The sequence below is a fragment of the Kribbella sp. NPDC051587 genome (genome assembly GCF_044453945.1).
Taxonomy (GTDB): domain Bacteria; phylum Actinomycetota; class Actinomycetes; order Propionibacteriales; family Kribbellaceae; genus Kribbella.
This window is the reverse complement of sequence record NZ_JBITDE010000016.1, coordinates 157,078-171,231: the sequence shown is the minus strand read 5'-3', so window position 1 is coordinate 171,231 and position 14,154 is coordinate 157,078. Positions and strand designations below refer to the sequence as shown.

Annotated in this window: 12 protein-coding genes; 5 read left to right on the top strand and 7 right to left on the bottom strand. The window is 68.4% G+C overall.

Annotated elements, in window-relative coordinates:
• Positions 1–42: 42 nt before the first annotated feature.
• A complete protein-coding gene (locus tag ACIA49_RS37535) occupies positions 43–1,719 on the top strand; it encodes a glycoside hydrolase family 9 protein (protein WP_396383044.1) in 1,677 nt (558 codons plus the stop codon).
• On the opposite strand, the gene ACIA49_RS37530 is transcribed toward ACIA49_RS37535, so the two are convergent.
• Genes ACIA49_RS37530 through ACIA49_RS37520 form a run of 3 tightly spaced genes read right to left on the bottom strand, consistent with a single transcriptional unit; the run spans position 1,720 to position 5,039 of the window.
• Positions 1,720–3,381 (bottom strand): FAD-binding oxidoreductase, encoded by a 1,662-nt coding sequence (locus ACIA49_RS37530; RefSeq protein ID WP_396383043.1) that lies wholly within the window; start codon positions 3,379–3,381, stop codon positions 1,720–1,722. It lies immediately after the preceding gene.
• Positions 3,382–3,403: 22 nt separating this feature from the next.
• Positions 3,404–4,348 carry a TIGR03621 family F420-dependent LLM class oxidoreductase gene (locus ACIA49_RS37525; protein WP_396383042.1) on the bottom strand — a complete coding sequence of 315 codons (945 nt, stop codon included), beginning with the start codon at positions 4,346–4,348 and terminating at the stop codon, positions 3,404–3,406.
• The gene (locus ACIA49_RS37520) at positions 4,338–5,039 is read right to left on the bottom strand and encodes a lysophospholipid acyltransferase family protein (protein WP_396383041.1); all 702 of its coding nucleotides are present in this window, start codon (positions 5,037–5,039) and stop codon (positions 4,338–4,340) included. The genes ACIA49_RS37525 and ACIA49_RS37520 overlap by 11 nt, the downstream gene beginning before the upstream one ends.
• A gap of 574 nt (positions 5,040–5,613) precedes the next feature.
• Here ACIA49_RS37520 and ACIA49_RS37515 point away from each other — a divergent pair.
• A complete protein-coding gene (locus ACIA49_RS37515; protein WP_396383040.1) occupies positions 5,614–7,860 on the top strand; it encodes a DEAD/DEAH box helicase in 2,247 nt (748 codons plus the stop codon).
• A 42-nt stretch (positions 7,861–7,902) separates the two neighbouring features.
• On the opposite strand, the gene ACIA49_RS37510 is transcribed toward ACIA49_RS37515, so the two are convergent.
• From ACIA49_RS37510 to ACIA49_RS37500, 3 genes are all read right to left on the bottom strand, one after another.
• Entirely contained in the window at positions 7,903–8,292 is a 390-nt protein-coding gene (locus ACIA49_RS37510) for an STAS domain-containing protein (RefSeq protein ID WP_396383039.1), read from the bottom strand.
• Between the two features lie 61 nt (positions 8,293–8,353).
• On the bottom strand, positions 8,354–8,953 hold the full coding sequence (locus ACIA49_RS37505) for a DUF1684 domain-containing protein (RefSeq protein WP_396383038.1): 600 nt from the start codon (positions 8,951–8,953) through the stop codon (positions 8,354–8,356).
• Between the two features lies 1 nt (position 8,954).
• Complete coding sequence (locus ACIA49_RS37500) at positions 8,955–10,427, bottom strand: carboxylesterase/lipase family protein (protein ID WP_396383037.1); 1,473 nt, start codon at positions 10,425–10,427, stop codon at positions 8,955–8,957.
• A 92-nt stretch (positions 10,428–10,519) separates the two neighbouring features.
• Between ACIA49_RS37500 and ACIA49_RS37495 the strand changes: the two genes are divergently transcribed.
• Entirely contained in the window at positions 10,520–11,692 is a 1,173-nt protein-coding gene (locus ACIA49_RS37495; protein ID WP_396383036.1) for an acyl-CoA dehydrogenase family protein, read from the top strand.
• On the opposite strand, the gene ACIA49_RS37490 is transcribed toward ACIA49_RS37495, so the two are convergent.
• Positions 11,667–12,449 (bottom strand): deoxyribonuclease IV, encoded by a 783-nt coding sequence (locus ACIA49_RS37490; protein ID WP_396383035.1) that lies wholly within the window; start codon positions 12,447–12,449, stop codon positions 11,667–11,669. The two genes, ACIA49_RS37495 and ACIA49_RS37490, sit on opposite strands and share 26 nt — an antisense overlap.
• Before the next feature lie 44 nt (positions 12,450–12,493).
• Here ACIA49_RS37490 and ACIA49_RS37485 point away from each other — a divergent pair, with 44 nt between their 5' ends.
• Positions 12,494–13,060 carry a TetR/AcrR family transcriptional regulator gene (locus ACIA49_RS37485; RefSeq protein ID WP_396383034.1) on the top strand — a complete coding sequence of 189 codons (567 nt, stop codon included), beginning with the start codon at positions 12,494–12,496 and terminating at the stop codon, positions 13,058–13,060.
• A gap of 32 nt (positions 13,061–13,092) precedes the next feature.
• Entirely contained in the window at positions 13,093–14,154 is a 1,062-nt protein-coding gene (locus tag ACIA49_RS37480; protein WP_396383033.1) for a hypothetical protein, read from the top strand.

Sequence of the window (14,154 nt, the reverse complement as noted above, 5' to 3'; positions counted from 1 at the left end):
AGTACGATTCCACCTCTCTTCGGGTGGTGAGGGAGTGGTGTGGTGCTGGCCTGGGATGGGACTGCTCCGCGGGTGCTGGTGTCGCACCTCGGGTACGGCGTCGCCGCGAGCAAGGCGGTGATTGCCGTCGTACCGTCTGCTGTCCTGAGCGCCACGCTCGACGGCGTCGGTACGACGATCGCCCTCGAGCCGCACGCGGTCGAGCGAGTGCCTGGCTGGAGTGGTGGGCCGTACGTACGCATCCCGCTCCCCCAGGATGTCGCGGAGGGCACGTATGTGGTGCGGGTCCGGTTCGACGGGGGCAAGGTCGAGTCGGCGCCGTTCGTGATCGCGAACCACCGCGTGCAGCGGCAGACGATGTCCGACGTACTGGCGTACTTCAAGGCGATGCGGTCGAGTGGTGAGATCGATCGGAAGGACCGGGCCGCGAAGCTCTGGGGAGACGAGTCCGGTACGACGGTCGATGCGCGCGGTGGGTGGCTGGATGCGAGTGGGGACACAAGCAAGTTTCTGTCGCATCTGACGTACACGTCGACGATGAGTCCGCAGCAGATCCCCTTGTGTGCTTGGGCAATGCTGGCTGCCCGCGACGCGCTGCACCCAGACTTGACACGGATGCTGAGCGCGCGGTTGCGGGACGAGGCGTTGTGGGGTGCCGACTTCCTGATGCGGTTCCGGTCGCCGGAGGGGTACTTCTACACCGGCATCTTCGACGCGCTCACGAAGCAGCTCGAAGAGCGCGTGATCACCGCGCCGCTGCAGAACAGCGTGCGCACCAGCCGGTACCAGGCCGGCTATCGCCAAGGCGGCGGCCTTGCGATCGCCGCGTTGGCGCGGGCGTCGACGGTCGACGATGACGGCGAGTTCACCCGAGCGGAGTACCTGCAGGCAGCGCAAGAGGGTTTCGCGCACCTGGAAGAGCACAACCTGGAGTACCTGTTCGACGGCACCGAGTCGGTCCTGGACGACTACGCCGCGCTTCTGGCCGCTACCGAACTGGTTGCTGCCGGCATCGATGTCGCCCCCGCTGCCCGCCGCCGAGCAACTTCACTCATTACCCGGTACGTGCGCCCCGAGACCGGTCCCGGGTGGTTTCGCGCGGACGAGCTGGGGAGACCGTTCTTCCATGCCGCCGAACCGGGGCTCCCGATCCTCGCCCTGCTGCGCTACGCCGACGTACTGAACGATGCAAGAGCACGAGAGACCGCTCTCCGGGCGATGCTCGACATCATCGAGCGGACCGACGCCGTACCGAATCCGTTCGGCTATCCGCGCACGCTCGTCCAGCCCCTCGACGAGGAACCGCGCGAGTCGTTCTTCTTTCCGCACGCCAACGAGACCGGCTACTGGTGGCAGGGCGAGAACGCCGCGATCGCATCCCTGTCGACCGCGGCCAGCGCCTGCGCCCGGATCACCGAAGACCCAACAACCCGCGAGCGACTGACCACCTTCGCCGACGACCAGCTGGCGTGGGTGACCGGGCGGAACCCGTTCGACGTCTGCATGCTGCAGGGCCGCGGACGGAACAACCCCGACTATGCGTCGGACTTCCCGAACTTTCCCGGCGGCATCGTCAACGGGATCACCGCCGGCTGGAGCGACGAGCAGGACATTGCGTTCCTCCCGCCCGACGCCCCCGACGGCGACGAGTGGCGCTGGGCCGAGCAGTGGATCCCACACACCGCGTGGTTCCTGCTGGCGACGGCCTCAGCGCGCTGATCAGCTGGTGATCTTGCCCGGGTTGAGGTTGCGGCCCGGGTCGACGACGCCGAAGATTCCCTGCACCATCTGGACGCCCGGCTCGGAGATGTCGTCACCGAGCCAGCGCGAGTGCTCCGTACCGACCGCGTGGTGGTGCGACAAGGTGCCGCCGGCATCGATGAACGCCTGCTGCGCGGCCGACTTCACGGCGTCGTACTGCGCGATCGGGTCACCCTCGGACGGCTTGAACGCGAAGGTGAAGTACAGGCAGGCGCCGGTGTGGTACGAGTGCGAGAGGTGGCACATCACCCACCCCTTCACCCCCAGCTGCGCGAAGGCCTTGTTGACCTGCTCGACCGTCGTGTCGTAGAGCGGCATCAGGTGTGACCACGAGGCCGCCGTCTCCGACACGTCCGCGAGCGCGCCGCGGTCCAGCAGGAAGTCCCGGATGTACGGCGTATCGAACTTCTTCTGGTCGTAGAGCGCTCCCGGGCCGGCGCCGACGACGATGCCGCCGTGTGCGGAGACGATCTTCTTGACCAGCTTGCGCTGCCGCGCGACGTGCTCCGCGCTGCCTTCGTACCCGATGAAGGACAGGCACATCTGCTCCAGATCCCAGCCCCGCTTCTTGAGGACGGCGATCAGCGCCGAGCTCATCAGCTTCGAGACACCCTTGCTGGTCTTGCGGGTCGCGAACGAGAAAGCGGTCTCTCGCGAGTCCGAGATCCGGGTGATCGACGGCGTCGCGTCACTGGCCGAGATCGCCTGCATCGCGGCCACGCCACGCTTCCAGTCCGGGAAGAAATAGCCCAGAACGACGCGCTTCTCCGGCTTGCGGTGTACCTGAACCGTGGCCTCGGTGATGATGCCGAGCCGGCCCTCGCTGCCCAGGATCATCTCGCGCACGCTCGGCCCGGTCGACGTGACCGGTACGGCGCGAGTCGCGAGCGTCCCGCCCGGCTGGACGACGCGCAGCGCGCGAGTGATGTCCGCGATGTCGCCGAACTTGTCGGACTGCATGCCCGACGAACGGGTCGCGATCCAGCCACCGAGCGAGCTGTGCGTGAAGCTGTCCGGAAAATGACCCATCGTCCAGCCACGCTCGCCGAGCTGCTTCTCGAGATCCGGGCCAAGGGCACCGGCCTCGATCCGGGCCAGCCCGGACTCCTCGTCGATCGCGAGCACCTTGTTCAGCCGGCCCATGTCGAGCGACACGACCTGACGGGTCTCGTCGGCCGGCGCCTCCAGGCTGCCGGCGATGTTGCTACCGCCACCGAACGGGATCAGTACGGCGTCCGCCGCGACCACCGCGTCGAGCACGGCCACCACCTGAGCCTCGTCGGCCGGGTAGACGACCACGTCGGGGATGCGGCGCAGATCGCTCGCCCGGATCCGGACCAGGTCGCGCAGACTCTTGCCGAAGGCATGCACCACGCGGTCGAGGTCGGTGGTCACGACGTACTCGGCGCCGAGAACGCCAGAGAGCGCTTTCTCCAGATCTTCACCGAGCTGCGACGCCGGGACGTCGAGCTCGTCGAAGGCCAGCGGGGGCTCGGCCGGTGCATTCAGATCGACATCGATGACCTTCTGCACGAACGGTGCCAGCGACGGCTTGTCGTCATGGGAGAACGCGACACCGTCGACGCCCCAACCCCACCACTTCATGTGTTCCACAGTCATGGTCAGTCCTCTCAGAAACGGGTCAGGAGCCGGCGAGCTTGGCGACGACGGGAGCCATCGAGTCCAGCGCGTCCACGGCGATGCCGATCGACGAGATGCCGAACCGCTCCCGCCGGACCAGCAGGTCCTCGATGATCTCGTCGACCGAGCCGAACAGGGCGTGCGGCGTACCGAGCGCCTCCTCGGGGCTGAGCCCGAAGCCGGCGGCGAGGTTGTTCGCCATCTCGGTCCGGTCCGAGCCGGGCAGCGCGAGGTGGATCCGGGACTGCAGGACGAGGTCGGGGAAGCGCTCCCCCGCGGCCTCGCGGATCCAGGCGATCTTCTGGTCGGTGGCCGCGACGGTCGCGTTCGGGCCGACCGAGGAGTCGATCAAGCCCTTCTGCATGTTCATGTTGATCGCGACGACGTCCGCCTCCCGGCCGGCCAGCGAGAGCACCCGCTTGCCACCGCCGCCGATCACGATCGGCGGGTGCGGACGCTGCAACGGCTTCGGCGTCCCCTGGAGACCCCGCACCTGGTAGTGCTTGCCCTCGAAGTGGCACGGCTCGTCCGCGAACAGCCCCTTCAGTACGGCGAGCGCCTCCTCCAGCCGGTCGATCCGTACCCCCGGCGGGTCCAGCTGGATCCCGGCCCGCTCGTAGTCGGTGTGCAGCCAACCCGCGCCCAGCCCCAGGTCGAAGCGGCCGCCGGAGAGCGCGTCCAGCGTCGCGGCCTCCTTGGCGAGCACGACCGGGTGCCGGTAGTCGTTGCAGAACAGCATCGACCCGATCCGGAGCGTCGTGGTCGCGTTCGCGGCAGCCATCAGGGCGGCGATCGGCGCGATCTGCTCGTCCAGGTGGTCGGACACGGTCAGGCTGTAGTAGCCGAGGTCCTCGACCTTCCGGGCCAGCGTGGCCCACGACGCCGCGGTCACCTCGGACGGCGAGGAACACTGCACCGTGAAACGGAACGGCTTGTCAGCCGGCATCGCGAACTCCTTGGTCGTGAAGGGCGGTCACTGCGGCCTGCATCCGGGCGGCGAAGGCGGCGACCGACTCCCCTGGCCGGGGAGTCAGCGGGGCGCCGATCGCGAACCGGACCGGGAGCCGTCCCGGGCGCGGCCAGTTCCGTCCCCGCGGCATCGCATCGTATGCGCCGGTGATGCCGATCGGCAGACAGGGCACCCCCTTGCTCACGCACAGCGCGGCGGCGCCGGGCTGGAAGGAACCCATCAGTCCGTCGCGAGAGCGCGTCCCTTCCGGGAACACCAGCAGGCTGAAACCGTCGTCGAGCAACCGGCCCGAGGTACCGCGCATCGGCCGGTTCTTGCCGCGGTCGATCGGGAAGGCGTTGAACACCAGCCCGGTGATGATCGCCCGCTTCTTGCTGTCGAAGAAGTAGTCGGCGGCCGCACCGACGGCCAGCCGCCGGGTCAGGGCCAACGGGAGGAACGTCACCATCAGGGGCGCATCGAGGTGGCTGGAGTGGTTCGCGACCACGACCACCGGCCCGGTCACCTCCGGACGGCCGACCACCTGAACACGGATCAGGGAGCGAACCAGCGGCTTCAGCAGACCGCGCTGGATGACGATCCGCAGCCACACCCCGATCCGCGACTCGAGCCAGGCGGGCTGACGGTTGGCGGCGGGGACGGCTTCCGGGGCGGGCTCAGCGCTCATCGGCGCCGACCTTACCTGCGACCAGGTCGCAGATGCCAGTGCCGCCGACGGGGATCCGGAGCCGGGCAGGGCGGGCGGGCGCCATCGATACGTGTTCTCCTGTTCGGGGTCACCGAAGCGGGCGACAGCGACACCCTACTGATCGTCGGCGGTGTCACCACCAACTCCGGCTGCCGAGTGGCCGGGATCACGCCCGGCGTCGGCAGCTCCCCGGACCGCCGGAAACCGGCTGCCCGACATCGGTGCCGGGTGGGTGACCTGACCGGGTGCTGAGCGTAGTATTCTGGCAACACCGAACATCGGCATCGCCTTTCTGGGCCGATCGTTACCCGTCGCCGGCCGGACTGTGGCCGAACCGCACGGTGATCGGCCTGCAGTGATCGGCGCAGCGCCGTCAGTTCCGCCGGAATCCACGATCTCGATCGCTGGCCGGAGCGCCGATCGCGCGCTTCTGGGGTGGCCCGCACCGGGCCGCTGTGCGACGTGTCGCTCTCGGCGTGGTGACGCGCGGTGCCGTGTACTGCTGCAGCGGACAGTGGTCCTGGTCAAGAAAGAGCACGACAGAGGAGGACCCTTGGCCCGACGAGGTCAGCGCCAGTCCGGGGCCGCCAGCGGCTCCGGCCGCCGGCAATCCGGCGACACCCGGCGCGACGCCGGCGACACCCGCCGGTCGTCCGGTGACGCCCGGAAGCAGAGCTCCGGCAGCCGTGGTGCCTCGAGTGGCGGTTCCGGTGGCGGTGCCACGGCCGCCAACCGCAAGCGTCGCCCGGCCAAGGACGCCGAGGGCCTGATCCCGGTCCTGGCGAAGGCCGTCCGTGAGGTCGAGGGTGCCGTCGAGCGAGCCGCGATCAAGCCATCTACCAGGACGAAGTTCCAGGTGGTCGCGCTGCTCGTCCGTGAAGAGCGCGCCCGGGTCAACACCGACGCCTCCGCCACTGACGCGTACCGGGCCGAGCAGCTGCGCCGGCTCGACGGCGTGGCCACAATTCTGGCCAAGACCGCGGCTCGCGAGCCTGCGCTGCTCCAACTGCTGGCCGAAGACACCGTGATCTCCGAGGCCGCCGCGACCCTGCGTCGCGAGATGCTGACCGCGGCCGGGATGGAGGCTCCCGAGGAGCCGCCCGCCCCGGAGCCCGAGACCGCTCCTGAGCCCGCCGCGCGTCGCGTCGTACCGAAGACTGTCGTCGCCCGGCAGCTGGCGAACCCGTTCCTCGCGCCCGACTTCAGCGCGGCCCCGGTCTCCCGGCCGGTCCGCGCCCGGCGCCTCGCCGGGTGGGAGCTCATCACTCCCCTGCTCCGCTCCTTCGAGTACGCCGCGCCTTCGGCGAGCATGCCCCTGCCGGAGCCGACCAACCTGCGGATCGCGGCCGGTCAGGAGCTGATGCCGCACCAGGCTCGCCTGATCGCCTCCGTGGCCGCCGGCCACCGCAGCTTCCTGCTGGCCGACGAGCCCGGCCTCGGCAAGACCGCCCAGGCCCTGCTCGCGGCCAAGGCGGCCGACGCGTACCCGCTGCTCGTCGTCGTACCGAACGTCGTCAAGACCAACTGGGCCCGTGAGGCCGAGCTGTGGACGCCGCAGAAGAAGGCGACCGTCATCCATGGTGACGGCGACTCGATCGACGGCTTCGCCGATATCGTCGTGGTCAACTACGAGGTGCTCGACCGGCACGTCGGCTGGCTCGGTGACCTCGGTTTCCGCGGCATGGTCGTCGACGAGGCGCACTTCATCAAGAACAAGAAGTCCCAGCGCTCCCGCAATGTACTGGAGCTGTCGGAGCGGATCCGCAGCCGCAGCACCCGGCCGCTGCTGATGGCCCTGACCGGGACGCCGCTGATCAACTCGATCGAGGACTTCACCGCGATCTGGCAGTTCCTCGGCTGGATCGACGAGAAGGGTCCGCGCGCGGACCTGATGGAGTCGCTCGAGGAGACCGAACTGGTCCCCGCCGACCCCGGCTTCTACGCCGCCGCCCGGTCGGCCGTGATCAATATGGGCATCGTCCGTCGCCGCAAGGTCGACGTGGCCGCCGACATCCCGGCCCGCCGGATCGCCGATCTGCCCGTCGAGCTCGACGGCGCGGTCGGCCGTTCCATCCACGCGGCCGAGCGGGAGCTGGCCGAGCGTCTGGTCGCGAGGTACCACACCGCACTCGAGACCCGCGCGGCCGGCGTCACCGTCGAAGGCATCGACCACGAACTGGTCCGCCGCGTCGCCGGCTGGGAACGTCAGGAGATGGACAACAAGAAGACCGGCGAGAACGTGTTCTCGCTGGTCCGCCGGATCGGTCTGGCGAAGGCCGGCCTGGCCGCCGACTACGCCGCCCAGCTCGCGCAGAGCGTCGGCAAGGTCGTCTTCTTCGCCCGGCACATCGAGGCGATGGACACCGCCGAGGAGCTGTTCACCGAGCGCGGGATCAAGTTCGCCTCGATCCGCGGTGACCAGACGTCGACCAAGCGGCAGAAGAACATCGACGCCTTCACCAACGACCCCGAGGTCTCGATCGCGGTCTGCTCACTGCTCGCGGCCGGCGTCGGCCTCAACCTCCAGGTCGCGTCGAACGTCGTACTGGCCGAGCTGTCCTGGACGAACGCCGAGCAGACCCAGGCGATCGACCGGGTGCACCGGATCGGTCAGGAGATGCCGGTCACCGCGTGGCGGATCATCGCCGCGCAGACCATCGACACCCGCATCGCGGACCTGATCGACTCCAAGGCCGGTCTGGCCGCCATCGCGCTCGACGGCTCCGACGAGGAGACCGGCTCCTCCGCCGACGTCCAGCTCGAAGCTCTCGTCTCACTGCTCACCGACGCGCTGTCCTGAAGGCACAGCGAAACGCCGGCACGCTCAACAGCGTGCCGGCGTTCAGGGTGCGGGCCGGTACGACGGCAGCGCCTTCTTCAGCTCCCCGTACGTCGCAATCCCCCGCGGTGCGAGCATCTCGTCCACCCACGGCTGCCCACCAGCGACGCGCAGCCATCCGTCGGTCTCACGGGCCAGCGCCTCAGCCGCAGCCAGTACGTCGACACCGGCGTCATCCAGCTCACGGACCCGACGGACGTCGACCACGATCGTCGACGACTTCGTCGTGATGATCCGCCGCAACTCCTCGGCGAACGCGGGCGCCGTCACCGCGTCCACCATCCCCGCAACCTTCACCACCACGCAGCCGCCCACGGCGGACCAGGTGCAGACAAACGAACCATTCATATCGACCGGCTGACTCACGGTCCGGACAACCTGTGGCTGACTCACGGCACCACTCCTCACACCCAGCGTTGTATCCGTAGTACCCACTCCTATTCGCCGCCGCGTTCTAGGGCCGAGGCGTGAGCTCGCCGACCGGGAGTTCCACCGTGACCGTGTTCGTCTTCGGGGCCAGTGGGCAGGTCCAGCGCGCGCTGTAGGCGCAGGACGGGTTGTAGGCGAAGTTGAGGTCGATCACCAGGCGGCCGGCGCGGAAGTCGCCGCCGAGGTCGGCACCCTTGACGGTGTCGATCAGGTAGCGGCCGCCGCCGTACGTGAGCTTGCCGGCGAGTGCGTCCTTGATCGGGACGAACAGGCCACCGCCGTACGACTCGAGCCACCACAGATCGAGGTCTCCGACCTCAGGCAGGTGGACCACTCCGATCCGGCTGAACGGGATCACGCCATCCGTTGCCGAAGGCACCTCCCACCGGAGCGGCTCAACATCGTTGTCGATAGCAACATCAAAGCGCAGTTCGGGGCGGTAGGCACCGATCTCGGGACCGCTGTACGTCGAGGGCTCCTCGACCGGCGAGGCCGCGTGCGTCTTGAGCAACTCGTCCCGGCCGGTCTGCCAGACCTTGTGCGCCTGGGCCGGGTCATCCTGCGCACGCACCAACTCGTAGAGCGCGAACACCCGGCGGCGCCAATCGGCTGTCTCCAAAGACATGTCAGACTCCCCAGACCGTCAGCTCGGCCGCGCGCGGAGCAGACTTCAGCGCGGAGGTCGGGTGGTCGAAGGTCATCACCGCACGCGTCGATTCCTCGTACGACGGCCAGCCGGGATCACCCGTCGTCGCGAACGTCACCCACACGGCGTGCATGCTGTCCGCGAGCTCCTGCGGCGCCGCATCGCCGTACAGGGGTGAGGTCGCGGTGCTGAGCGTGTCGAACATGAAGGCGAGTTCGAGCGAGTGGCAGGCGCCGAGCCCTTCGAGCGGTGACCGCCACGCGAACTCATACAGGTACGGCGTCCCATGCGGTCGCTGGGCAGCCGCCAGCTTGATCGTCGGAATCGTGAAGGTCGAGTCGGTCACCACTGCGGACAGCACCTCACCCGGCGACTGATCCGGCCGCCCAGCGACATACGCGGCCGTAACCTCGGGCGGAACGCCCATCCCCGCCAACGCGACCGGCAGCATCTCGGCGGTCACCGCGGCCGCGAGCCCGGACGGAACGGTGAAGAAGCTGAACTCGTCACTCGTCGAGCCCGCCAGTACGTCGACGCCCTCAGCCGCGCCGGCCGCGATGGCATTGATCGGTACGTCGAAGATCAGCTCGTTGTCGATCACCGGCATCACCGGCATGATCCCGCCGCCGACCGCGATCGTGCTCACGCCCCAGCGGGCCGGATCCGGCTTCAGCCGCATCTCGATCGCGACCACGCGCTGCGCGGCCAGGAGGTCCTCCACACTGACGGACGCGAGTCCCGCGGCCGAGCATTCGACGCCGAGCCGCTTGGCGACCTCGGCGGAGACCGTCCCGGCGTCGGAGGCGAGGGCAGCGACACCAGCCGAGCCGCTCTGCACGATCGCCCGCCGGAAGAGACCTTTCGCGGCCGGGATCGACATCAGCGTCGCCACGCTCATCGCACCGGCGGACTCACCAGCGATCGTGACGCGAGCTGGGTCTCCACCGAAGGCCGCGATGTTCTCTTGCACCCAGCGCAGCGCCGCAACCTGGTCGAGTAGTCCGCGGTTGCTCGGCGAGCCCGGGATCACGCCGAAGCCCTGGATCCCCAGCCGGTAGTTCACGCCGACCAGGATCACGCCGTCGCGGGCGAACGCCGTACCGTCGTACTCGCGGACGGCGTTGGAACCGTTCCTGAAGGCGCCGCCGTGGAACCACACCAGCACCGGCAGCCCGCTACCGCCAGGCGTCCACACGTTCACGTTGAGGAAGTCGGATCCGGGGATCACCGGGTTCGACAACAGCGCGTCGTACGGCGGCTCGTAACCCGGCTGCGGCGCGGTCGCCCCCAGCTCGGTCGCGTCCCGTACGCCGTCCCAGCTGACCGGCTCGGGGGCCTGAAAGGCCTTCTCCCCCACCGGCGCAGCCGCGTACGGAATCCCGAGGAACGCCGTCACCTCGCCGTCCGTCCGGCCCTTGACCTGTCCGCCCGAAGTCACCACGATCGCGTCCACGCCTCATGCTTACCACGCGGGACCGAGCTTCACATCTACTGTGGCGGGCACCTGGAACTCGCGACCGACCTGCTATCGCGTTGAGGGGAACCATGACGACCGACCCGATCGACTTCTACGGCCTCGAGTACCTGCTCGACGACGCCGACCGCGCGCTGCTGCACCGGGTGCGCGACTTCGGTGACAAACAGGTCACCCCGATCATCAACGAGTACTGGAACCGGGCCGAGTTCCCGTTCGAGCTCATTCCGGCGATGAAGGAGCTCGGCGTCGTCGGAACGCCGTACCAGGGCTACAACTGCCCGGGCCGCAGCTTCCTGATGGACGGCCTGATCGCGATGGAGCTCAGTACGGCGGACCCGTCGATCGCCACGTTCTTCGGCGTCCACAGCGGGCTGGCGATGGGGTCGATCTACCTGTGCGGATCGGAAGAGCAGAAGGGTCGCTGGCTGCCGGCGATGTCGCGGCTCGACCTGATCGGTGCGTTCGGGCTGACCGAGCCCGACGTGGGTTCCGGCGCATCCCGCGGGCTGCAGACGACGGCCCGCCGCGAGGGTGACGTGTGGGTCCTCGACGGCTCGAAGAAGTGGATCGGGAACGCGACCTTCGCGGACCTCACCGTGATCTGGGCACGGGACGTCGAGGACGGCCAGGTGAAGGGGTTCGTGGTCGAGAAGGACACGCCCGGGTTCACGACCACGAAGATGGAGGACAAGATGGCGCTGCGCGTCGTTCAGAACGCGCAGATCACGCTGTCCGGCGTACGGGTTCCCGAGGCCAACCGGCTGGCCAAGGCCAACTCCTTCAAGGACACGGCGAAGGTGCTGCTGATGACGCGGGCCGGGGTCGCGTGGATGGCGGTCGGATGTGCGCGGGGCGCGTATCGGCACGCGCTGGCTTATGCCGGCCAGCGCGAACAGTTCGGGCGGCCGATCGCGTCGTTCCAGCTCGTCCAGGATCTGCTCGTGCGGATGCTCGGCAACACGACCGCGTCGGCGACGCTGTGCGCGCGGCTGTCGCAGCTACAGGACGCCGGGCACGCCGACGATGAGCATGCCTCGCTCGCTAAGGCGTTCTGCACGGTGCGGATGCGCGAGACGGTCGGGTACGCCCGCGAGCTGCTCGGTGGGAACGGGATCCTGCTCGAACACAACGTCGCTCGCTTCGTCGCCGACGCCGAAGCGATCTACTCCTACGAAGGCACCCGCGAGATGAACACGCTGATCGTCGGCAAGTCCATCACCGGCCACTCCGCCTTCGTCTGATCGTCTTGAGGATTGCGACATCCTCGGCGTGGGTGGGCGTCTCGACCAGCATCGGTACACCCGGGAACCGTTTGAGGAAGATCTTGAGTGTTTCGAGACCGATCTCGCCGCGGCCGAGCGACTCATGCCGGTCGCGACGGGATCCGACGAGGTCCCGACTGTCGTTGACGTGCAGGAGGGCGACCGGCAGATCGGTCGTGATCTTGGTGAGGTCCTCCCCCGCGGCGTGCAGGTGACAGGTGTCGAGACAGACGCCGACGCGCTCGTCGTTCACCGCCTGGAGGTAGTCACCGGTGCTCTCGATCGTCGAGGCCGCCGCCTCTCCGCCACCTGCTGTCGGCTCGATCAGCAGCTGTACGTCGGTGCGGTCCAGGACCGGCGCGATCACCTCGTGCAGGCCGTTCAAGACCGCCGTACGGCGAGATCCGTCGACCATCGAACCGGCGTGGACCACGACTGTGCCGGCACCGATCGCGGCAGCTCGTTCCATCGTCAGTCCGAGCGCCTCGACGGACTGCTGCACGACCTGCTCCGAGGGTGAGCACAGGTTGATCAGGTGCGGCGCGTGCACGACCACCGGAACCTTGCAGGCCGCCCGGAAGGCCTCATCCGCCGCGGGATCGCCCGCGCGCGGCGCCCAGCTGCGCGGGTTGCCACCGAAGAGCTGGATGATCTCGGCGCCGACCTCGATCGCCTCGGCCAGACCGACCTTCACCAAACCGCCGCCGATCGCGACATGTGTACCGATCAGCGCCACCGGTCCCCTTTCTCGACTTCCAGGTACAGAATAGACTGCTCCCCATGGGCAGACCAATGACCTTCGATGCGGACGTCGTCGTCGATCAGGCGGTCGGGATCTTCTGGCGGCAGGGATTCGCGGCGACCACACCGCAGAACCTCGTCGACGAACTCGGGATCGGCAAGGGCAGTCTCTACAACACCTTCAAGAGCAAGCACCACCTCTTCACGCTCGCTCTGCGCCACTACAGCCAGCAACGCATGGCCGAGCTCGCCGCAAGCTTGGAGGGACCGGGGCCCCTGAAACCCCGCCTGCGCGACGCGCTGGCGACGCTGGCTGGGGTCGGCGAGCATCAGCTCGGCTGCCTGACCGTCAACGCGGTCGCCGAGGTCGGCATGGCCGACGAGTCCGTCGCCGAGATCGCCACCGAACTGTTCCAGCGGATGCAGGAGATCTTCCGGTCCGCGATCGCGCGCGGCCAAGTCTCGGGCGAGATCGCATCTTCGCGCGGTCCGGTCGCCGCCGCGGGAGCCCTGATGGCGGCCGCGATCGGGACCGCCGTACTGGCCAAGGCCGGCACCGATCCGGCCCAGCTCGGCCACATCCTGGACGCCGCCCTCGATATTTGACCCTCAGGTACACAACTGCCTAGAGTGGCCGCGTGACTCGCTTCCGGTACGTCGGTCCGAACTGGTACGCCGTCGTGATGGGTACGGCGATCATCCCGGGCGCGGGGATCGGGCTCCCCCACCAGTTCCCGGGAGCCGTGCACGTCTGGCAGGTGTTCGCCGTACTGGCGTTCCTGTCGCTGCTACTCCTGGTCGTTGCCCGCGGCATCCATTGGTTCGCGTACGCCGATCAGGCGCGGGCCGGGCTGCTCGATCCGGCGGTCGCGCCGTTCTACGCCTGCGTCTCGCTCGCGTTCCTGGCCGTCGGACTGATCTCCTGGACGGTCGGCCACACGTTTCTTCCCGACGGCTTCGCGATCGGACTGAGCGCCGTACTGTGGACGATCGGGACCATCGTCGGCATCGTCTGCGCGGTCGGGCTGACGCTGCTGATGATCATCAAGCACGACCTCGCGATCGCCGCGGCCGGACCGGCCTGGCTGCTGCCACCCACCGGCACGATGGTCTCCGCCGCCTTCGCCAAACCGCTGCTCGAGCATCTGGATCCCGGTCAGGGCAAGGCGTTGCTGGTCATCGCGCTCTACGGGATGTTCGGTCTCGACCTGCTGATGACGATCGTCGTACTGCCGCTGATTCTGCAGCGCCTGTTCGTGAACGGGCCCTTGCCACTACCAGCGACGCCCGCGCTGTTCATCGTGATCGCGCCGTTCGGCCAGGGCGTCAACGCGCTGGGGAACCTTGGCGATCAATCGGTCCGATCGGGCTTGCCGGCGCCGTACGCGGAAGGTCTGCAAGCGCTGTCGATCGTCGGGGGCGTGCCGCTGATGGGCTTCACGTTGCTGTGGGGCGCGATCTGCCTCGCGATGCTCGTGTGGGCGTTCCGCAAGGGACTCAAGTTCTCGATGGCCTGGTGGGGCATCCCCTTCTCGTGGGGCACGATCGTCACCGGCATGACCAACATCAGTAAGCACACCGAGATCGGTGCGCTCTCCTGGTTCACGGTCGCGTGTTACGTCGTACTGGCCGTGCTCTTCTGCTACGGCTGGCCGATCACGCTCTGGCGCCTCGTCACCGGCAAACTGCCCGCGGCATAA